The organism is Microtetraspora sp. NBRC 16547 (assembly GCF_030268965.1).
Classification (GTDB): domain Bacteria; phylum Actinomycetota; class Actinomycetes; order Streptosporangiales; family Streptosporangiaceae; genus Microtetraspora.
This window is the reverse complement of record NZ_BSSE01000001.1, coordinates 120,286-140,832: the sequence shown is the minus strand read 5'-3', so window position 1 is coordinate 140,832 and position 20,547 is coordinate 120,286. Positions and strand designations below refer to the sequence as shown.

16 protein-coding genes are annotated in these 20,547 nt (G+C 72.7%); 13 read left to right on the top strand and 3 right to left on the bottom strand.

The annotated features are described in order from the left end of the window. The first annotated feature begins 173 nt into the window (after window positions 1-173). The 5 genes from QSK17_RS00585 (at window position 174) to QSK17_RS00565 (ending at window position 7,269) form a co-directional block, all read left to right on the top strand. Window positions 174-1,019, top strand: coding sequence for a class I SAM-dependent methyltransferase (locus tag QSK17_RS00585; protein ID WP_285702338.1), 846 nt, complete (start codon window positions 174-176; stop codon window positions 1,017-1,019). 10 nt (window positions 1,020-1,029) lie between these two features. Next, window positions 1,030-1,974 (top strand): lysylphosphatidylglycerol synthase transmembrane domain-containing protein, encoded by a 945-nt coding sequence (locus tag QSK17_RS00580; RefSeq protein WP_285702337.1) that lies wholly within the window; start codon window positions 1,030-1,032, stop codon window positions 1,972-1,974. 150 nt (window positions 1,975-2,124) lie between these two features. After that, window positions 2,125-3,228 carry a mannose-1-phosphate guanylyltransferase gene (manB, locus tag QSK17_RS00575; protein ID WP_285702336.1) on the top strand — a complete coding sequence of 368 codons (1,104 nt, stop codon included), beginning with the start codon at window positions 2,125-2,127 and terminating at the stop codon, window positions 3,226-3,228. A gap of 323 nt (window positions 3,229-3,551) precedes the next feature. After that, window positions 3,552-4,565 (top strand): DNA-3-methyladenine glycosylase family protein, encoded by a 1,014-nt coding sequence (locus QSK17_RS00570; RefSeq protein ID WP_285702335.1) that lies wholly within the window; start codon window positions 3,552-3,554, stop codon window positions 4,563-4,565. Window positions 4,566-4,635: 70 nt separating this feature from the next. Further along, window positions 4,636-7,269, top strand: coding sequence for a bifunctional FO biosynthesis protein CofGH (locus tag QSK17_RS00565; RefSeq protein WP_285702334.1), 2,634 nt, complete (start codon window positions 4,636-4,638; stop codon window positions 7,267-7,269). Between the two features lie 31 nt (window positions 7,270-7,300). Here the strand turns inward: QSK17_RS00565 and QSK17_RS00560 are convergent, their stop codons facing one another. After that, window positions 7,301-8,584, bottom strand: coding sequence for a coenzyme F420-0:L-glutamate ligase (locus tag QSK17_RS00560; RefSeq protein ID WP_285702728.1), 1,284 nt, complete (start codon window positions 8,582-8,584; stop codon window positions 7,301-7,303). A 104-nt stretch (window positions 8,585-8,688) separates the two neighbouring features. Then, on the bottom strand, window positions 8,689-9,639 hold the full coding sequence (gene cofD, locus QSK17_RS00555) for a 2-phospho-L-lactate transferase (protein WP_285702333.1): 951 nt from the start codon (window positions 9,637-9,639) through the stop codon (window positions 8,689-8,691). A 168-nt stretch (window positions 9,640-9,807) separates the two neighbouring features. Between cofD and QSK17_RS00550 the strand changes: the two genes are divergently transcribed. The 4 genes from QSK17_RS00550 to QSK17_RS00535 all read left to right on the top strand — a co-directional run bounded on the left by QSK17_RS00550 (window position 9,808) and on the right by QSK17_RS00535 (window position 16,665). Continuing rightward, window positions 9,808-11,730: a hypothetical protein gene (locus tag QSK17_RS00550; RefSeq protein WP_285702332.1), complete on the top strand. Its 1,923-nt coding sequence runs from the start codon at window positions 9,808-9,810 to the stop codon at window positions 11,728-11,730. 193 nt (window positions 11,731-11,923) lie between these two features. Beyond that, a complete protein-coding gene (locus QSK17_RS00545) occupies window positions 11,924-12,181 on the top strand; it encodes a WhiB family transcriptional regulator (protein ID WP_285702331.1) in 258 nt (85 codons plus the stop codon). 174 nt (window positions 12,182-12,355) lie between these two features. Then, window positions 12,356-15,199: a glycosyltransferase gene (locus tag QSK17_RS00540; RefSeq protein ID WP_285702330.1), complete on the top strand. Its 2,844-nt coding sequence runs from the start codon at window positions 12,356-12,358 to the stop codon at window positions 15,197-15,199. Next, window positions 15,196-16,665, top strand: a complete 1,470-nt coding sequence (locus QSK17_RS00535; RefSeq protein WP_285702329.1) for a DUF5719 family protein — start codon at window positions 15,196-15,198, stop codon at window positions 16,663-16,665. The genes QSK17_RS00540 and QSK17_RS00535 overlap by 4 nt, the downstream gene beginning before the upstream one ends. A 63-nt stretch (window positions 16,666-16,728) precedes the next feature. On the opposite strand, the gene QSK17_RS00530 is transcribed toward QSK17_RS00535, so the two are convergent. After that, window positions 16,729-17,187 (bottom strand): metallopeptidase family protein, encoded by a 459-nt coding sequence (locus tag QSK17_RS00530; protein WP_285702328.1) that lies wholly within the window; start codon window positions 17,185-17,187, stop codon window positions 16,729-16,731. Window positions 17,188-17,313: 126 nt separating this feature from the next. Between QSK17_RS00530 and QSK17_RS00525 the strand changes: the two genes are divergently transcribed. The 4 genes from QSK17_RS00525 to QSK17_RS00510 all read left to right on the top strand — a co-directional run bounded on the left by QSK17_RS00525 (window position 17,314) and on the right by QSK17_RS00510 (window position 20,540). Further along, window positions 17,314-17,679: a DUF3499 domain-containing protein gene (locus QSK17_RS00525; RefSeq protein ID WP_285702327.1), complete on the top strand. Its 366-nt coding sequence runs from the start codon at window positions 17,314-17,316 to the stop codon at window positions 17,677-17,679. A 90-nt stretch (window positions 17,680-17,769) separates the two neighbouring features. After that, complete coding sequence (locus QSK17_RS00520; RefSeq protein WP_285702326.1) at window positions 17,770-19,125, top strand: phosphomannomutase/phosphoglucomutase; 1,356 nt, start codon at window positions 17,770-17,772, stop codon at window positions 19,123-19,125. 7 nt (window positions 19,126-19,132) lie between these two features. After that, the gene (locus QSK17_RS00515) at window positions 19,133-19,306 is read left to right on the top strand and encodes a Trm112 family protein (protein WP_082776566.1); all 174 of its coding nucleotides are present in this window, start codon (window positions 19,133-19,135) and stop codon (window positions 19,304-19,306) included. Between the two features lie 76 nt (window positions 19,307-19,382). Further along, the gene (locus tag QSK17_RS00510; protein WP_285702325.1) at window positions 19,383-20,540 is read left to right on the top strand and encodes an SIS domain-containing protein; all 1,158 of its coding nucleotides are present in this window, start codon (window positions 19,383-19,385) and stop codon (window positions 20,538-20,540) included. Window positions 20,541-20,547 lie beyond the last annotated feature (7 nt).

Genomic DNA, 20,547 nt, shown 5'->3' with positions numbered 1-20,547 from the left:
AGCTACTGATTGGTAGGGGTGAGTTGTCCACAAGGCGGGCCGAGCCGGCCCTGGCGCGCCGGTACTGTTGGGCGGCGTGGGAAGCGGAGGAGCGTTGAGCGGGCCGATGAGCGGCGGCCGGCCTGGCATGGCGACCGGATCGGGCCGCGCGGCAGGGGAGTGGTGAGCGACCGGTGAGCAGGCAACGTGCCGCCCAGCTGGAGTACTCCGAGTTCCAGTCCGCGATGCTGGACGAGGAGAAGCGCCGCCGCAAGGCGGCCAAGATCATCGCCGTGCTCGGCCACTTCCTGGGCGCCGAGGATCCCGCCCGCCCGCTGGCCGGGCTGACGGTCGCCGACATCGGCTGTTCCGCCGGGTTCATCGCCGACGAGCTCGCGGCTGCGGGGGCGAGCCGCACCTTCGGGGTGGACATCGACGTCCCCGGGCTGCGGAAGGCCGCGGAGCGGTTCGGCGAGCGGGTCGAGTTCGTGTGCGCGGACGGCGGCGCGCTGCCGTTCCCCGATGGCTCGGTCGACGTGCTGGTGTTCAACCACATCTACGAGCACGTGGTGGACCCCGACGCGGTGATCAAAGACATGCACCGGGTGCTGGCCGACGACGGCGTGCTCTACCTGGGCCTCGGCAACCGGCTCGGCGTCATGGAGCCGCACTACAAGCTGCCGTTCCTGTCCTACCTGCCGCCGGCCGCCGCCGACCGCTACGTGCGGGCGTTCGGCCGGGCGGACAGCTACTACGAGCGGTTCCGCACCCGCGGCGGCCTGCGGAGGATGCTCGGGGACTTCCACGTGTGGGACTACACGTTCCCGGTGCTGGCCTCGCCCGAGCGGTTCGCCGGCGGCGAGCTGTTCCCCGGAGCGGTGGGGCGGGTCGCCAAGAGCACCCTGGAGCGCGCGCCGCGCGGGGCGTTGAAGGCCCTGCTGCCGATCGTGCCGACGTACCTGTGGGTCGCGACCAGGACGCCGCGCCGCCCGCGCGGGCCCGTGCTTCCCCAGCCGCCCGAGCCGGTGCGCACGCCATGACCGGTGCACCGTGAGCGGGCGCAAGGTCGTCCGGCTGCTCTTCCTGGCCGTCGCGCTGGGCTTCGGCGTCTGGGCGGTCGCGAGCCGGTGGACCGAGGTGTCCGAGGGCTTCGCGCGGCTGTCCTGGCCGGAGCTCGGCGGATCCCTGCTCGCCGTGATCGCCGCCCTGGGCTGCGGGATGATGATGTGGCGGGCGCTACTCGGCGATCTCGGCTCGCCGCTGGCGTTCCCGGACGCCGCGAAGATCTTCTTCGTCGGCCAGCTCGGGAAGTACATCCCCGGGTCGCTCTGGCCGGTGCTGGCCCAGATGGAGATGGGCCGTGACCACGGTGTCCCGAGGTCGCGCAGCGCGGCGGCCTTCTTCCTGACCTATCCCGTCTACCTCGGCAGCGGGCTCCTGACGGCGGCCGTGACGCTGCCGGTGCTCGCGGGCGGCTCCGTGGCGAGGTTCGCCTGGCTGCTGCTGCTGATCCCGGTGCTGGCGGCCGCCCTGCATCCGTCCGTGGTGAACTGGGGCATCAATCGCGGGCTCCGGCTGCTGCGCAAGCCGCCGCTGGAGCGGCCGCTGACCCGGCGCGGCGTGCTCGTCGCGTGCGGCTGGGCCTTCGGCGGCTGGGCCGCGTATGGCACGCATCTCGCGCTGATCGTCCACGGCCTCAGCGCGACGGGGCCGAAGGCGGTGCTGCTGAGCGTCGGCGCGTTCGCGCTGGCCTGGTGTCTGGGCTTCGTCGTAGTGGTCGCGCCCGCGGGCGCCGGAGTGCGCGAGGTCGCGATGATCGCGGCGTTGGCGCCCGTGCTCCACCAGGATGCCGCGATCGCCGCGACGCTCTGCTCGCGGCTGATCGTCTCCGTGGGAGACCTCGTGTGCGCGGGCCTCGCCGGGATCTCCGCGCGGCGGGCGACCCCCGCCCTGTCCGGGGTCACGTCCGGACGGGACGATCCGCCGATGGAATAGCGGGCGTGATCCGGGACACGTCCACGCCCGGCGGCTTTGTGTGATTCATGGGCATTTGCCAGGCCAGCGGAATTCCATGGGCCGGTCTCCGGTCGGGCACATCTGGTTTCCGCCCGGCGTCCTGCGGATCGTTAGGCTAACCTCGCCACTGTGAGGACGAGCTGTTTGCCGGAGTCGGCCCATTATGAGGCGATTCTTCTGGTAGGAGGTCAAGGTACGCGTTTGCGGCCTTTGACGCTTTTTACGCCGAAGCCGTTGCTGCCGACGGCCGGGGTTCCGTTCCTCGCGCACCAACTGGCGAAGGCCCGCTCGTTCGGGGTGCGGCGGATCGTGTTCGCCACCTCCTACCGCGCCTCGATGTTCGCTGAGGCCTTCGGCGACGGCTCCGCCCTCGGGCTGGACATCGTCTACATGACGGAGGAGACGCCGCTGGGCACCGGCGGCGCGATCCGGAACGCTGCCCAGGCGCTCACCTGCGGTCCGGACGACCCGGTGCTGGTGCTGAACGGCGACATCCTGTCCGGGCACGACATCTCCGACCAGATCAGGATGCATGTGGAGCGCGGCGCCGCGGCCACGCTCCACCTGACCGAGGTCGACGACCCGTCCAGGTTCGGCTGCGTGCCGACCGACTCCGACGGCCGCGTCACGGCGTTCCTGGAGAAGACGCCCAATCCGGTGACGAACCGGATCAACGCCGGGTGCTACGTCTTCCAGCGCTCGGTCATCGACTCGATCCCGCCCGGCCAGGTCGTTTCGGTGGAGCGGGAGACCTTCCCCGGCCTGATCGAGGCCGGTGAGCTGGTCCTGGGGTACTCGGACGCGTCGTACTGGCTCGATGTGGGGACCCCGGCCGCCTTCGTGCAGGGCTCCGCCGACCTCGTGCTGGGCAAGCTGGAGTCGCATGCCCTGCCGGGGCCGGTGGGCGAGGTCCTCCTGCTGGACGGCGCGACGGTCTCGCCCGAGGCCAAGGTCGGGGGCGGGACGGTCGTCGGCGCCGGAGTGAGCGTCGAGGCGGGGGCCAGCGTCCAGGGAAGCGTCCTCGGCGACGGCGCCGTGGTGGAGCCGGGGGCCACTGTGATCGACTCGATCGTCGGCGTGGGAGCCCGGATCTCGACCGGCGCGGTGCTGCGTGACGTGGTCGTGGGCGACGGCGCCGTCATCGGCCCGGGCAACGAGCTCGCCGCCGGCGCCCGCGTCTGGCCCGGTGTCACGCTGGGCGAGTGCTCGGTCCGGTTCTCCAGCGACGTCTGACGCGCCTTCCGGCCACGGCTCCGCGGCCACGGCTCCGCGGCCACGGCTCCGCGACCACGGCTCCGCGACCCCCCCGGCTCGCCACGCCCAGCCCGGGCTCTGGGCCCTCCCGAGGCCCCGGGCCACCTCGGCGCCCACGGCCTCCCGTGACCGTCCGCGGCGGACAGGTGAGCGGCGGCGTCCGAGTACGTTGAGACGGTGGGGCGGCAGGCGTGATGACGGACGCGATGACGGACGCGATGACAGGTGCGGTGACCGGCGCTGCGACGAGCCAAGTGACGGGCCAAGTGACGGGCCAAGTGACGGGCCAAGTGACGGGCCAAGTGACGGGCCAAGTGACGGGCAAGGTGACAGGCCGGGTGACGGGTGCGGCGACGAGCACGCGGGAGCGCCGGTGGCGGCCCGTGGCGTCCCTTGACGTCGCCCTGACCCTGTCACCGCATCGGCACGGGGGAGGGGACCCCATTTGGCGCCGCACCCCCGACGGCGCGATCTGGCGGACCTCGCGCACTCCGGACGGCCCCGGCACGCTGCGGATCACCGCCGCGGCGGGAGAGGTGCTCGGACAGGCGTGGGGACCGGGTGCGGAATGGCTGCTGGACACGCTGCCCTCGCTGCTTGGAGCGGATGACGACGTCTCCGCCTTCGCGGACACGCTGGCGCGGGCGGCCGCGTCAGGCGACGCGCGCACAGCGCGTACCGTCGCCCTCGTCGGGGAGCTGGCCTCCCGGCATCCCGGCCTGCGGGTCGGCCGGACGCTGCGCGTCTTCGAGGCGCTGGTCCCCGCCGTGCTGGAGCAGAAGGTCGTCGGCAGGGAGGCGTGGCGCGCCTGGCGCTGGCTGCTGCGCAAGTACGGCGAGGCCGCCCCCGGACCCGCGCCCGAGGGCATGATCGTCATCCCGCCGCCCGAGGTGTGGTGCCGGATCCCGTCCTGGGAGTGGCACCGGGCCGGGGCGGAGGCCGTACGCGCGCGGACGATCATCAATGCCGGCTCGCACGCCGCGAAGCTGGAAGCGACCGTGACTTCGCCGGCGGGGGGATTCGCCGAGGCGGATCGCCTGCTGCGGGCATTGCCGGGGATCGGGGTCTGGACGTCGGCGGAGGTCCGCCAGCGCTCCCACGGGGATCCCGACGCGCCGAGCGTGGGGGACTTCCACCTGTCGGGCCTGGTGGGCTACGCGCTGACCGGGCAGAAGGTGGATGACGCCGCCATGCTGGAGCTCCTGGAGCCGTTCCGGGGCCAGCGTCACCGGGTGACGTGGCTGATCGCGCTCAGCGGCCGCAGGCCGCCGTCGCGCGGACCGCGGATGCCCGTTCGCGACTACCGGTCGTTCTGACCGCGCTGACCGCACGATCTGCCTGGCCCCGGCGAGGGCGGGTTTTCCATCGCGACGTAATGTGCAGCCCATGAGCGCGAACCCCACAGACGCCGCGCTGCGGCGCGCACTGGCTCGGGCCCGTGACGGCAAGGCCCTCGACGTCACGGAGGCCGCCGTCCTGCTGCACGCCCGAGGCGAGCACCTGGAAACCTTGCTCGACCACGCCTCGCGGGTCAGGGACGCCGGGCTGGCGGCGGTGGGCCGGTCGGGGATCGTCACCTACAGCAGGAAGGTCTTCATCCCGCTGACGCGGCTGTGCCGGGACCGTTGCGGCTACTGCACGTTCGCGACCGCGCCGCACAAGCTCGACAGCCCCTTCCTGCCGCCGGACGAGGTGCTGGAGATCGCCCGCCAGGGGGCCGCGATGGGCTGCAAGGAGGCCCTGTTCACGCTGGGCGACCGCCCCGAGGACCGCTGGCACCAGGCTCGCGAGTGGCTGGACGCCCACGGCTACGACGACACCCTGTCGTACGTCCGGGCCATGGCCGTACGGGTGCTGGAGGAGACCGGCCTGCTGCCGCACCTCAACCCGGGCGTGATGACATGGCGCGACCTCCAGCGGCTCAAGCCGGTCGCGCCGTCGATGGGCATGATGCTGGAGACCACGTCCGAGCGGCTCTTCACCGAGAAGGGCCAGGCGCACTACGGCTCGCCCGACAAGGACCCCGCCGTACGGCTGCGCGTCCTGGAGGACGCCGGGCGCACGAGCGTGCCGTTCACCACCGGCATCCTGATCGGCATCGGGGAGACCGTCCAGGACCGCGCCGAGGCGATCTTCGCGATCCGCCGCGTGGCACGGGAGTACGGCGGCATCCAGGAGGTGATCGTCCAGAACTTCCGCGCCAAGCCGGACACTGCGATGCGCGGCATGCCGGACGCCGACCTTCAGGAGCTCGCCGCGATGATCGCCGTGGCCAGGCTCGTGCTCGGGCCGAAGGTCCGGATCCAGGCGCCGCCGAACCTGGTCGACGCCGAGTTCACGCTGATGATCCGCGCGGGCATCGACGACTGGGGCGGCGTCTCGCCGCTCACCCCCGACCATGTGAACCCCGAGCGCCCGTGGCCGCAGATCGACGACCTCGCCGCGCGTACGGCCGCCGCCGGGTTCGAGCTCCGGGAACGCCTGACGATATATCCGGAATATGTGCTTGCCGGGGAGCCGTGGCTCGACCCCCGGCTGCGCGAGCACGTCGCCGCCCTGGCCGATCCCCGTACCGGCCTGGCCCGCGAGGGCGTCGTGCCGGAGGGACGGCCGTGGCAGGAGCCCGACGGCGGCTTCCAGGCCCACGCTCAGGCAGACGCGGGAGCCTCCGGCGCGCCGCGGAGCACGGGCCGCGCCGACCTGCACATCGCGATCGACTCCGAGGGGCGGACCGCCGATCGGCGGGCCGACTTCGACAGCGTCTACGGCGACTGGGACGCCCTCCGCGAGCGGCTGCCCCGCCCCGCGAACGGCGGCGGCGGCCTGGCCGCGACGGTCCGGGAGGCGCTGCGTGTCGCGGAGAGCGACCCCGCGGGGTTGACCGACGAGCAGGCGCTGGCCCTGCTCGGCCTGGCCGGGGACCAGAACGGCGCGGGCGCGGACGACGCGGGCCTCGACGAGCTGGCCCGGATCGCGGACGGGCTGCGCCGTGAGGCGGTGGGCGACGACGTCACCTACGTCGTCAACCGGAACATCAACTTCACCAACGTCTGCTACACCGGGTGCCGGTTCTGCGCGTTCGCGCAGCGCCGCACCGACGCCGACGCCTTCACGCTGTCGCTCTCCGAGGTGGCCGACCGGGCCGCGGAGGCGTGGGACGCGGGCGCCACCGAGGTCTGCATGCAGGGCGGCATCCACCCCGACCTGCCGGGCACGGCCTACTTCGACATCGCCCGCGCGGTCAAGGAACGCTGCCCGGACATCCATGTGCACGCCTTCTCGCCGATGGAGGTCATCAACGGCGCCAGCCGTACAAACCTGTCCATAGCGGAATGGCTGCACGCGGCCAAGGACGCGGGGGTCGACTCGCTGCCGGGCACGGCCGCCGAGATCCTCGACGACGACGTCCGCTGGGTGCTGACCAAGGGCAAGCTCCCGGCGAAGGAGTGGATCGAGGTGATCACCACCGCGCACAAGGTGGGCATCCCGACGACCTCGACCATGATGTACGGCCACGTCGACACGCATGAGCACTGGGTCCGGCACATCCGGCTCATCCGGAGCATCCAGGAGGAGACGGGCGGGTTCCGGGAGTTCGTGCTGCTGCCGTTCGTGCACCACAGCGCCCCGATCTACCTCGCGGGGGTGGCACGTCCCGGGCCGACCGCGCGCGAGAACCGCGCCGTGCACGCCCTGGCCCGGATCATGCTGCACGGTGCGATCCCCAACATCCAGTGCTCATGGGTCAAGCTCCGCGACGACCTCTGCCGCGCCGTGCTCGACGGAGGCGTGAACGACCTCGGCGGCACGCTGATGGAGGAGACCATCAGCCGGATGGCCGGCTCGGAGAACGGCTCCTACAAGACCATCAGCGAGATCGCCGCGATGGTGGCGCCCACGGGCCGCCCGCTGCGCCAGCGCACCACGTCGTACGGCGAGCCCGGCTCCGAGCGGCTCGCTGCGGCGGAGCGCAGCGACGGCGTCTGCCGGAGCGTCAGGAGGACCCTGCCCATCGCGTGAGCGTGATTGCGGTTCCATGGCGGCGGGCGGCTCAGCGGGTGACGACGAAGTCCGCGGCGTCCCTTGGCGGCCGGTCCCTGGGCGGCGCGGCGGCGTGGCCGATCGCGACCGCGCCCATCGGGTCCCAGCTCTCCGGGAGGCCGAGCACGTCCCGCACCGTGTCACGGCAGAACATCGTGGACGACACCCATGCGGAGCCCAGGCCCTCCACCGCGAGTTGGACCAGGAAGTTCTGCACGCCCGCGCCGGTCGCGACGACGAACATCTCGCGCTCGGCGGCGTTCCTCCTGTCGTCGCGGTAGGTGTGCGAGCCGTCCATCACGAGGCACGGAACGGCCAGGTAGGGGGCATTACGCAGCACGTCCCCGCGCCTGATCCGCTTGGCGATGGACTCCTCGGAGAAGCCGTCGCCGCGCAGGTCCGCGATCCAGGCGTCCCGCATCGCGTCGACCAGCGCCGTACGCGCCTCCGCGGTTTCCAGGAGGACGAACCGCCACGGTGTCGTGTGGTGCGGCGCCGGGGCGGCCACGGCCGCTGCCACCGCCCGCCGTACCGCCGCCGGGTCCACGGGAGCGCCGGAGAACTCGCGGATCGTCCGGCGGGCGAAGACGACGTCGGCTGAGCCGTACCGGAACATGTCCTCGTCGGCGGGCCGGACGAGGACGCGCGCGCCGGGGCCGTCCTCGCTGGTGACGAGGTCGCCGAGCCCGCGTACGACCGCGACCGGCACCCCGGCGAGCTTGCCCTTGGCCAACTCGGCCGCCGCCGCGATCTCGTCGATCAGCGCGGTCACCGTCGCCCGCAGCGGGTTACCGTACGCGTCGGTCGCGCCGCGGAAGTCGTCCAGGGGCCGCACCCCCGCCGCGCCGATCGCCACATCCGTCAGCCCGTGGCGCCAGGGGCGCCCGAAGGTGTCGGAGACGATCACGCCCACGTCGGCGCCGGACCGGGCCCGCACGCCCTTCCTGATCCGCCGCGCGGAGGCGTCGGAGTCCTCGGGCAGCAGCAGGACCGTGCCGAGCTCGGTGTTCGACGCGTCCACCCCGGCGGCGGCCATCACGAAGCCGTGCCGGGTCTGGGCGATGACCGTGTCGCCGCGCCGCGCGACCACCCGCGCGGTCTCCTCCGCGATCGCGTCGGTACGGCTGTCGCCGCGCCGGACCCGGCCCTCCGCCTTGCTCACGATCTTCGAGGTCACCACGAGGATGTCGCCGTCGGCCAGGTCGGGTACGGCGTCCGCCACCAGGGCGGCGATGTCGTCGCCCGGCCGGATCTCGGGCAGGCCGGGCACGCCGGTGATGGTGATCCGGGCCACGGCAGGCGGCACAGCGGGAAGCACCGTGGTGGGCACGGCAGGCGGCACGGTGGTGGGCTCGGCAGGGGGCTCGGTCGGGGTCAACGGTCCATCCTCTCGCGCGGTCACGAGGCGAGGCCGCGGGCGAGCGCGACCGCCCCGGCGGCGATGTCTTGGGTCGCCTCGGGGGAGTCCATGAGGAGGCGGCGGGCCTCGACGGTCACTCCGTAAAGGGAGACGGCCTTGTCCTCCTCGGCCACGAGCCAGCCGTCGACGAGGTCGGAGCCGTACAGCTCCAGAACGGCCTGGGCGCTCGTCTCGACGCCGATGGCGGCCAGGCAGGCGTCGGCCATGCCGCGCACCGGCGCGCCGCCGATGATGGGGGAGACGCCGACGACGGTCTTCTCGCAGAGGGCGGACCTGATGCCGGGGATCTGGAGGATCGTGCCGATGCTCACCACGGGGTTGGACGGCGGCAGGATCACGAAGTCGGCCTCGCGGATGGCGTCGAGCACGCCGGGCGCCGGGCTCGCCTCGTCCGCGCCCACGAGGGCGATCTGGTGGGCCGGGATCGAGGCGCGCAGCCGCACCCACCACTCCTGGAAGTGGATGGCGCGCCTGCCCTGCTCGTCCTCGACGACGACGTGGGTCTCGACCCGGTCGTCGGTCATGGGCAGCAGGCGGACGCCGGGCTGCCAGCGCGCGCAGAGCCCCTCGGTGACCTGGGACAGCGGGTAGCCCGCGGCCAGCATCTGGGTACGCACGATGTGCGTGGCGAAGTCGCGGTCACCGAGACCGAACCACTGGGGCTCCATGCCGTAGGCGGCCAGCTCGGCCTTGACGGTGAAGGTCTCGTCGGTGCGGCCCCAGCCCTGCTCCTCGTTGATGCCGCCGCCGAGGGTGTACATCACGGTGTCGAGATCGGGGCAGACACGCAGGCCGAACAGGGTGATGTCGTCCCCGGTGTTGCCGATGACGGTGATCTCGGCGGGCTCTTCCGAGGCGGCACAGGCCGCCTTGAGGCCGCGCAGGAAACGGGCGCCGCCGATCCCGCCGGCGAGGCAAACGATGCGCATGCCGCCAGTCTCGCACCAGGTGGCAGGCGGGCGGCACACGCCTCTTATGGGGCAGAATGTGAGCTAAGAAACAGTTGCAGTTGTCTGAGGTTCTTGGGTCTACCGACACTAAAGTCGCTCTTGTGCCAAACTTCCCCGAGTGTCTTTTGGAAGGCGTTGGGGGTAGTGGTGCTCAAGGTAGATTCCGGACGGCTGCGCGAGCCTGCCGCGTGGATCATGCTGGCGGTGGTCGCCACCAACGTCCTCTTCGGCGTCGTCCACCTCTTCTTCGGCTCGGCGTCGTTCACGATGCGGGCCATGGCTTATCTGTCGGCGTTCGTGAGCCCCCTGAACACGGCGCTGGCCGCGGCCGCGGTGCTGCTGGTGACCCGGGCGGGCGACCCCACCGCGCGGGCCCGGCTGGTCAACCTCGGCACCATGGCCCTGCTCGGCCTGGCCGCCCTGCTCGGCCTGGTCGCCACGATCGGCGGGTTCTTCGCCGGCGGGTCGTTCGGTGACAAGATCGAGTACCTGATCCTGGCGCTGCCCCAGGTCGCGCTCGCCGCCGTCGGCATGCTCTTCGCCCGGAGCTCCATCGGCGCCGACGTGCCGCGCAGAGGGGCGGCCCGCTCCGAGGAGCGGTTCTTCGGCTTCCCGGACGAGGGTTTCGCCGGATACAACCCTCAGCAGGCGCAGCTGATGCAGCCGGTTCAGGGCGCGTCGGGGGCGCCCTCCTACGCGCCGACGCAGGTCGAACAGGCCTACGTCGCCGGTCAGGGCGACCCCGCGTTCGGTCAGGCTCAGGGTGAGCAGGCTTTCGGCCAGGCCCAGAACGAGCCCGCCTTCGGTCAGGCTCAGGGTGACCCCACTTTCGGTCAGGCCCAGAACGAGCCCGCGTACGGTCAGTCGCAGCCCTACGCCGCCTCGTCCGCCTCGCCCGCTCAGGGCTTCCAGGACGGGTACGCACCGGCCCCGCAGCCGGCGAACCATGGCTACCCCCCGCAGGAGCCGCAGCCCGTCGGTCACTTCGGCTCCCAGGGCCACGCCCCTGAGTCCCAGGGCTACGGCTCCGAACCCCAGGGATACGCCGAGCCGCAGCAGCCCGCCGCCGTCGTGCCGTACGGCCAGCAGCAGCCCTCCCAGCAGCCCTCCCCGGGAGGCCAGCAGCCCGCGCAGCCGCAGCACGCGCCGTCCCAGCCGCCGGTGCAGCCCGCGCCGCCGGTCCAGGCGGTCCAGCCGGTGCAGCAGGCGCCGCAGCCCCCGGTGCAGCCCGTCCCGCAGGCGTTCCCACAGGCGACGGGCGGGTACCCGCAGCCTCCGCAGGGCCCGATGTTCGACCAGCACGGCTACGCCGGCCAGCAGGGCGAGGCCGCCGGCTACGGCGCCTTCGGTGCCCAGCAGGACAACTCCTCGTTCCCGCCGGTCCCCCAGATCGAGGCCCCCGGCTACGCCAACCAGGGCTATACCGATCAGAGCTTCGGCCAGTCCGCCTACCCGGCCGCCGAGCAGGCCCAGCCGTTCGGGCACCAGCAGGAGCAGTACGGCCAGCAGGCCGAGCCGTACGGCCAGCAGGGCCCGGCGTCGTTCTCCGGCTACTCCGGCGGGCAGTTCGGCCACAACCAGGCGGCCGAGCAGGCGTCCTCGTTCGAGCAGCCCGCCCAGGGGTTCGACCCGTCCCGGCCGTACGAGCAGGCCGTGGACCCCCGCGAGCAGCAACTCGCCGCCGCCTACCAGCAGGCGCAGAACTACCAGCAGCACGCGCAGCCGGCGGACTACGCCGGATCCCAGACCGCGCCCCAGGACTACCCCGAGTACTACGACAACCCGCTCGGCCACGCCCAGACGCCCGATTCCTCCCGGTACTCCGCTCCGAGCGACCAGACGCCCGATTCCTCCCGGTACTCCGCTCCGAGCGACCAGACCATGCGCTTCGACGCGAGCCTCTATCAGGGGGACCCGCTCAGCGGGCCGTTGCGTCGCGAGGACACCATCGACCCGACTGCGATCTATGCCCCCGAGCGGTCCCAGGCAAAGCTTGAGGAAGGTGTGAGCACAGAACAGGCAGGTCACGGAGCTGATCCGCAGGCCCCTTGGTACGGTTCCCAACGCTGACACGGCTGAACACAAGGGTCGCGAAACCGGGGAAAGCTGGTCTTTCCCCGGGTATCGGTATGCCGCTTGACGCCACACGCGCCACGCGCGTGTAATTACAGACATGTTGTTACGCCTTCCAATAACTGGGTAACCAGGAAGGCGTTCCATGGGGGGCTCCATTGTGGGCTGGCGAGCGACAGGGAGGTGTGCAATGGCCGAACTGGTCATGGCACAGGCGCTCGACGGTGAGGATCTTGGGTGGCAAGAGCGTGCGCTGTGCGCTCAGACCGACCCGGAGGCGTTCTTTCCGGAGAAGGGTGGCTCGACCCGAGAGGCCAAGAAGGTGTGCCGCTCGTGCGAGGTGAGAGCGGAGTGCCTTGAGTATGCGCTCGAACACGACGAGCGGTTCGGCATCTGGGGTGGGCTGTCAGAGCGGGAACGGCGCAGGATCAAGCGCCAGGCGGTGTGAGATGGCGGGGTCACGCGGTCGACGCGTGACCCCGCCAACCGCGCCGACCGATTCGGCTCTCCCGTGATCGGGTGAGCCGGGGGTGCCGTAGGGTTGTCGCGCGTTAAGCCGATATTCCCCACGATCTCGTGACACTTGCTGAGATGGTGGGACAACCCCCGAGGATTCATCCACGTGCACTCCGTCACCGCGATCGTCGTCGCTCACGACGGCGCCCGCTGGCTCAAGGAGACGCTTGACGCGGTGCTCCGCCAATCCCGGCCACTCGACCGCGTCGCGGGCGTCGACAACGGCAGCCGCGACGGCAGCGGCCGGCTCCTCACCGAGGCGTTCGGACCGAGCAGTGTGCTGAGCCTGCCGAGGTCCACCGGATTCGGCGAGGCGGTGCACGAGGTCGTGCGGCGGCTCCCGCGGGCCTCCGGCGGGCAGGAGTGGCTGTGGCTGCTCCACGACGACTGCGCGCCGGACGCGCACGCGCTGCACGCCCTGCTGCGCGCCGCCGACGAGAACCCCAAGGCCGCGATCCTCGGCCCGAAGCTCCGCGACTGGCTCGACCGGCGCGTCCTGCTGGAGATCGGCGTCACCGTCGGCCGCTCCGGGCGCAGGGACACCGGTCTGGAGCCCCGCGAGTACGACCAGGGCCAGCACGACGGCGTCCACGGTGTGCTGGACGTCCTCTCCGTCTCGACCGCGGGCATGCTGATCCGCCGCGACGTGTGGGAGGAGCTCGCCGGGCTCGACCCGCGGTTCCCGCTGTTCCGCGACGACCTCGATCTGTGCTGGCGGGCCAGGGTCGCCGGGCACCGCGTGCTCAACGTGACCGCCGCCGTCGCCTGGCACGCCGAGGCGGCGTCCCGGCGCCGCAGGCGCATCGCCGTCAGCGACGACCACCCCCGCCGGATCGACCGGCGCAACGCGCTGCTTGTGATCATGGCGAACCTGCCCTTCTGGGCGCTGGTCCGCTCCGTGTTCCGCAACATCACCGGCTCGCTGCTCCGCACGGTCCTGTTCGTCCTGGCCAAGCAACCGGCGAACGCCCTGGACGAGATCGCCGCGCTCGGCTCGGTCCTCGGCCATCCCGGGCGGCTCGTCCAGGCGCGCAGGGCGCGCAAGAAGGGCAGGAAGCAGGGGTACGCCGCCGTCGCGCGGCTGCTCACCCCCTCCGGAGCCACCTGGCGGCGGCTGGCCGACATGATCCAGCGCTACCTGGCGGGTGAGGGGCCGGTCGACTCCGCCGGGCGGCACCACGCCATGGACACCTCTTCGGAGGAGGAGGGCGACGAGCTGCTCACCGACTCCGGGCTGTTCCAGCGGATGTCCTCCAGCCCCGGAGTGCTGCTCTTCCTCCTGCTCGCCGGCATCACCGTGGCCGCCGAGTGGTCGCTTTTCGCGGGCGGGCTGCTCGGAGGAGGCGCACTCGTGCCGGTCACCGGCGGCGCCTCCGACCTGTGGCGGCTCTACATCGAGAACCACCACTCCGCCGGCCTCGGCTCGGACACCTGGGCCCCGCCGTACGTGGCGGTCCTCGCGGCGCTGTCCACGATCTTCCTCGGCAAGACCTGGCTGGCCGTGTCCGTCCTGCTGCTGGGATGCGTGCCGCTCGCCGGGCTCTCGGCGTACGTCGCGACGAGGCGGATGATCTCCTACACCCCGGCCCGGGTGTGGCTGGCGGCGACGTACGCCCTGCTGCCGGTGGCGACCGGCGTGGTCGCGAGCGGCCGCGTGGGCACCGCGGTGATCCTCGTGCTGATCCCGGTCTACGCGGCCCTCGCCACCCGGGTCGTCGCCGGGTCCCGCCGCGCCGCGTGGGGGTTCGGCCTGCTCCTCGCCGTCGGAACGGCCTTCGCTCCTCTCGTCTACGTCGTGGTCGCCATCCTGGGCGGGCTCGCCGCCGTGTCGTTCGCCGGTGTCCGGCGGGGGGTCGGACTGTCCCTGGGAATCGGCCTCGGCACGCCGATCGTCCTGCTGTTCCCCTGGCTGGCCGAGATCGTGCGGGAGCCGCGCCGCATCCTGCTCGAAGCAGGGCTGGCCGACCCCGCGCTGGCCGACCCGCGGCTGGGCGCCGAGGCGCTGCTCATGCTCAACCCCGGCGGCCCGGGCACGCCGCCTGTCTGGGTCACCGCCGGGCTGGTCGCCGTCGCGCTCGGCGCGCTGCTGCTGCGCCGCCACCAGACGATCGTCGCGATCGGCTGGGGTGTCACGCTCTTCGGCGTTCTGCTCGCGATCGTGGTGGGCCGGCTGGGCGAATGGCCCGGCGTCCCGCTCGCGTTCGCCGCCACCGGCCTGCTCGTCGCCACCGCGCTCACGGCGCACCGGATCGCCGAGTTCCGCGCGGCGGGCGGGTTGCGCAGGATGGGCGCCCTGCTGATCGTCGTCGTCGCGTTCGCCACGCCGCTGGCGGCCGCCGGGCTGTGGATTCTCAATGGCGCGGGCGGCCCGCTGCGCGGCGACCTGCCCGACCCCGTGCCGCCGCTCGCCGCGGCCTGGTCGCCGAACGGCGAGCGCACGCTGCTTCTGCGCCCCGAGGGCGGCCGCCTCGCGTACACGATCCTGCCCGGGCGCGCCCTGTACATCGGCGAGTCCGACCTGCGCTCCCCGGCGGCGGAAACCGCCCGCGTCGGCACCGCCGTGGCGGGGCTGGCCTCCGGCAGGGGCGGCGCCGACGTCCAGACCCTGGCCGCCCAGGGCATCCAGTTCGTCACCGTGCCCGGGCCCGTCGATACGGCGTTGCAGCGCGCGCTGGACTCCGAACCAGCACTGGAACGGGTGAGTCTCTCGCCGACCGGCGGGCTGTGGCGGGTGGCGGGGACCGTCACGGTGCCCCCGCCCGGTTCGGGTGGCGAGACCTTGCACCGCACCTGGCTGTGGGTGCAGGCGGCGCTCGTCGCGCTCGTGCTGGTCCTGGCCTCGCCCGGCGCTCGTACGGCCGAGCAGGTGGAAGACTACGGCGACGCCCCGGAGCCGACCCGGCCCTCCCGGAGGCGTTCGAGGAACCCCGAGGAGCAGGTGCCGGCATGAAGGGCCTGATCGAGAACCGCTTCGGGCTGCTCGCCCTGGTGCTGGTCGCCCTCGGGGCGCTGTACGGCGTGGCCTTCGTCAGCCGTCCCGCGCCCGTCCCGGAGAAAGCGGCCCAGCAGGTCAAGGTCGCGGTGGAGTCCGTGTCCATGGTCTGCCCCGACCCCGGCGGCGGCCGCATGACCGCGGTCACACCCCTGGGCGGGCAGGGCACGCCGAGCGGGAACGACGGCGGGGCCGCCACGGTCGCCCCGATGAAGGGCGGCAAGCCGCTGGCCACGCTCGACAAGGTGGGCGCGCTGTGGCGGCAGAACGTGCCGGTGCGCACCCGCCCGGTCACAGTCGACGGGATGGGCGCGATGGCGGCGGGCCTGGAGGCGGCGCAGACCACCCAGGTCACATCGGGCGCCCAGCGCGGGCTGTCCGGCGTGCGCTGCGTCGAGCCCGGCGCGGAGGCCTGGTTCATCGGCCCGGGACCCGCCGCCGCCGACGTCACCCTCCACCTCGCCAACTCCGACGCGGCCCCGGCTGACGTCGCCGTCATGATCTACGCGGGCGAGGGGCCGGTGCTCTCCGACCGCGGCAACGGGCTGGTCGTCAAACCCGGCGAGTACCGCGAGGTCAAGCTGCGGGACCTGGCGCCGTCGCCCCTGGTGATGGCCGTGCAGGTGACGACCAGCGGCGGCCGGGTGGCCGCCGCGATCAGGGAGTCCCTGGGCGAGGGCAAGGGAGTGGACTGGCTCCCCATCGCCGCGCCGCCGTCCACCCGGGTGGTGGTGCCCGGCATCCCGGGACTCGCCGGCCAGCGCGAGCTGTACGTCGCCGCACCTGGCGAGCGGGACACGGTCGTGCAGGTGAAGGCGGTGCTGAAGGACGGCTCCTACGCGCTGAAGAACAAGGAGTCCGTGGAGGTTCCCGCCGGTTCCACGACCACGCTCGACCTGACCACCGGCGTCGGTGGGCAGCCCGGCGCCCTGGTCCTGACCTCGGACGAGCCCATCGTCGCCGGCATGAAGATGACGGGGACGGGGTCCATGCAGGACGTGGCCTTCACCGCGGGCGCGGCGCCGATCGACCTCGGCAGCGTGGTGGCCGACGGCGGTCCCGGCAAGAGACCCGGGAGGGGAGGCGGCAAGCAGGAGTCCCGCCTGGTGCTGTCCGCGCCCTTCACCGCGGCGACGGTGCGGATCCAGCTCCTGCCCCAGCACGGCGCCCCGACCGCGCCGGTCGAGGTGACGCTGCCCGCGGCCCGGAGCAAGGAGATCAAGCTCACCCCGCCTCCCGGCGCGGGTTCCGGCTTCGCCGTCCACATCGTTCCGGCCCCCGGATCCGGTCCGGTGTACGGCGCGCGCGTGCTGAGCGAGGAGACCGGCCAGGGCGTGCTGCTCACCGCGCAGCCACTCGCGCTGGCCAGGACGTGGGCGATCGTGCCGGCCACCGTGGAATGGCCCGGCGTCGTCCTGCCGTAGCCCGTAGCCAGTAGCCCGGAGCCGGTCGGGGTCCGCCGGTCAGGGTCCGCCGGTCAGTGCCGGTCAGTGCCGGTCGTCGTAGCCGGGGTCGATCGTCTCCGGAGTGAGGCCGAGCAGGCTGGCGACCTGCTCCACCACGACGTCGCTCACCATCGCGCCCAGCTGGTCACGGTCGCGCGCCCTGGCCTCCAGGGGGCGGCGGTAGACGACCACGACCGCGGGATCCGAGCCCGCCGCCGACTCCGCCCTGCCGAAGGGGATCGGGTCGGTGTCGAGCCGCGCCGGGCCGTCGATCAGCTCGTTCGGCAGCGGCACCTCCTCCACCGCGAACTCCACCGTCGCGAGCTGCCTGCCCCATCGAGGCTTGAGCCGGTCCACCGCGTCGAGGACCAGATCGTCGAAGCGTTCGCCGCGCGACTTCGCGATCGGGACATGCGACGGCGCCAGTGGACCGCGCATCCCGCGACCGTGCCGGTCGCGCCGCCGCACCCGCCGCCGGGAATCTCCGCTTCGCTCGCTCACGCGGCCAGCTTAAAGGAGCGGGAGCGAGCCGTAGGGAGGGCGAGGCGGTGTCCGGATTGTGGCGACACGCTCGTTAAGAGTGGCGGGGTGGTGGCAATGTGAACGCGGACCGGATACGGTCCCTCCGTGAGCCCCGTCCGCAGCTGTTCCCGTACCGCCTGCAGGCAGCCTGCCGTCTTCACACTCACGTATGTCTACGCCGACTCGACCGCGGTTCTCGGCCCTCTCGCGACGTACGTCGAGCCGCACTGCTACGACCTGTGCGCCGAGCACGCGGAACGGCTCACCGCCCCCCGGGGGTGGGAGGTCGTGCGGCTCCCGTCCGAGCCCGGCTCCCCGAGCGGGGACGATCTCGAGGCGCTCGCCAACGCGGTTCGCGAGGCCGCCCGTCCCGCGCCCGCCGCGGGCGAACCCATCGGCCAGGCCGTCGAGGTCGGCCGTCGCGGCCACCTCCGAGTCCTCAAGTCCGCGCAGCCCAATCGCGAGCGGTGACGGTGGCGCGGCCGGCAGTGGATCACACGCGTCCTGTCGGCGGCGCCTTGTAGGCTCGGGCCCGGCATACGAAACGAGCGGGGGGCTGCGGTGGGCGACCTCACCAGGATCTTCAAGGCGTACGACGTCCGCGGCGTCGTGCCGCAGGAGCTCGACGAGCGGACCGCTGAGGCGGTCGGGGCGGCCTTCGCCGAGGTGACGGGGGCGCGGTCCCTGGTGATCGCGTACGACATGCGGGAGTCGTCGGTCCCGCTGGCCGCCGCCTTCGCGCGCGGCGCGATCTCGCGCGGGGCCGACGTGGTGAACGCGGGCCTCGGCTCGACGGACATGCTCTACTACGCCAGCGGCAGCCTCGGCCTGCCCGGTGTGATGTTCACCGCCAGCCACAACCCGGCCGAATACAACGGCATGAAGATGTGCCGCGCCGGCGCGGTGCCGATCGGGAGCGAGACCGGCCTCACCGAGATCCGCGACCGCGCCGCCGAGCTGCTGGAGGCGAGGACCGGCGGATCGCCCGGGGCGGGCACCGTCACCGGGCGGGATCTGCTCGCCGGATACGCCGCCCACCTCAAGACGCTCGTGGACCTCTCCGGCATCCGGCCGCTCAAGGTGGTGGTCGACGCGGGCAACGGCATGGGGGGCTACACGGTCCCCGAGGTGTTCCACGGCCTGCCCATCGACCTGACCCCGCTCTACTTCGAGCTCGACGGGAGCTTCCCCAACCACGAGGCCAACCCGATCGAGCCGGCCAACCTGGTCGACCTGCAGAAGGCCGTCGTCGAGCAGGACGCCGACATCGGCATCGCGTTCGACGGCGACGCCGACCGGTGCTGGGTGATCGACGAGCGGGGCGAGTCCGTCTCCCCGTCCACGATCACCGCGCTCGTCGCCGTACGGGAGCTGGCCAGGCACCCGGGCGCCACGATCATCCACAACCTGATCACCTCCAAGGGCGTTCCGGAGATCGTGCGCGAGCACGGCGGCGTCCCGGTCCGCACCCGCGTCGGTCACTCGTTCATCAAGGCGGAGATGGCCCGCACGGGCGCGGTCTTCGGCGGGGAGCACTCCGCGCACTACTACTTCCGCGACTTCTGGTTCGCCGACTCGGGCATGCTCGCCGCGCTGCACGTGCTCGCCGCGCTCGGCGGCCAGGACCGGCCGCTGTCGGAGGTCCTGGAGCGATACTCCCGTTACGCCGCGTCCGGCGAGATCAACAGCACGGTCGCGGACCAGGCGGCCGCCCTGGAGACGGTGCGGGGGGCTTTCGCGGGTCGCGAGGGTGTTACCTTCGACGAGTTGGACGGCCTCACGGTGAGCGGCCGGGACTGGTGGTTCAACCTGCGCCCGTCCAACACCGAGCCGCTGCTGCGCCTGAACGCCGAGGCGGCCGACGAGCAGAAGATGGCGGCCGTGCGGGACGAGGCCCTCGCCGCCCTAAGGAGTTGACACAGATTTGAAGATCGACGACTGGCTGCTGGACGTCCTTGCCTGCCCGGCCTGCAAGTCCCCGCTGCGCGCGTCCACGGACGCCGACGAGCTGGCCTGCACGTCCGAGTCGTGTGGGCTGGTGTACCCCGTCCGGGACGACATCCCGGTCCTGCTCGTGGACGAGGCGCGCAAGGCGTGAGCGACCGGAGCGAGCGCACCGACAGGCACGGTGCCATTCGCGAACGCCACTCCGAGCCGCAGGGCGAGGAGGAGGCGTGAGCCGGCCCGGCGGATCGCCCACATCGCGGTTCGACCCGAGCAGGCTCGACGACCAGGCATACCTGTCCGACGGCGACCCGTCGGGCATGTTGCGGACCGTGGCGTCCGCCGCCGCTCAGGTGCGCACCGCGTACCGCGCCGCCGTGGAGGCGGGCGCGGCCGCGGTGGCCGGCCAGGGCAGGCCGCGGGCGCTGGTGGTGGCGGGCGTGGGCGCCGCCGGGATCGCGGGAGACGTGCTCGACGCGGTCTGCGGGCCGGGCACGCCCGTGCCGGTCCTGACCGTCCGCGGCTACCGGCTTCCCGGCTGGGTCGGCGCGGCCGACCTGGTCATGGTGGTGTCGTTCACCGGGCGGGGCGACGAGGCCCTGGCGGTGGGGGCCGAGGCGGTGCGCCGCGGATGCACGCTGCTCGCGGCGGGCCCGCCGGACACGCCGCTCAGCGCCCTCGCGGCGCAGGCCGGAGCGCCTTTCGTGCCGATCTCGACCGTGGCGGGCCAGCCGCGTGCGACGATGTGGGGCCTCGCGGTGCCGCTGCTCGTCGCCGCGTCCGCGTTCGGCCTGGCCGATGTGGGCGAGCCGGTCTTCGAGGCCGCCGCGGCGCGCCTGGAGGACATCGCGCATCGGTGCCGGCCGGCGAGCGACTCGTTCATCAACCCCGGCAAGACGCTCGCCATGGAGCTCGCGGACGGCATCCCGGTGATCTGGGGTTCCTCACCGCTCGCGGCCGTGGCGGCGCACCGGCTGGCGGGACGGCTCGCCGAGCACGCCGGATATCCCGCCGTCTGGGGAGAACTTCCGGAGGCCGCCCACAACCAGGCGGGCGTTTTCGACGGTCCCCTCGCCGTTCGGGACATCTTCCACGATTTCGCGGACGACGAGTCGTCCGGGCCGCAGGCGCGGCTCCGGCTGTTCGTGCTGCGCGACACCGACGAGCACCCGCAGGTGGCCGAGCGCCGCCAGGCCGCCGTACGGCTCGCGCAGGACCGTGGCGTCCCGGTCTCGGAGGTCGCGTCCGAGGGGGACCACCCGTTCGAGCGGCTGGCCACGCTGATCTGCCTGGGTGATTTCGCCAGCGTCTATCTGGCTCTGGGCTATGGTCTCGATCCCGCGCCCATGTCGGCCATCACTGAACTTCGGGCCAGGATCTCCCAATAGGATCCGT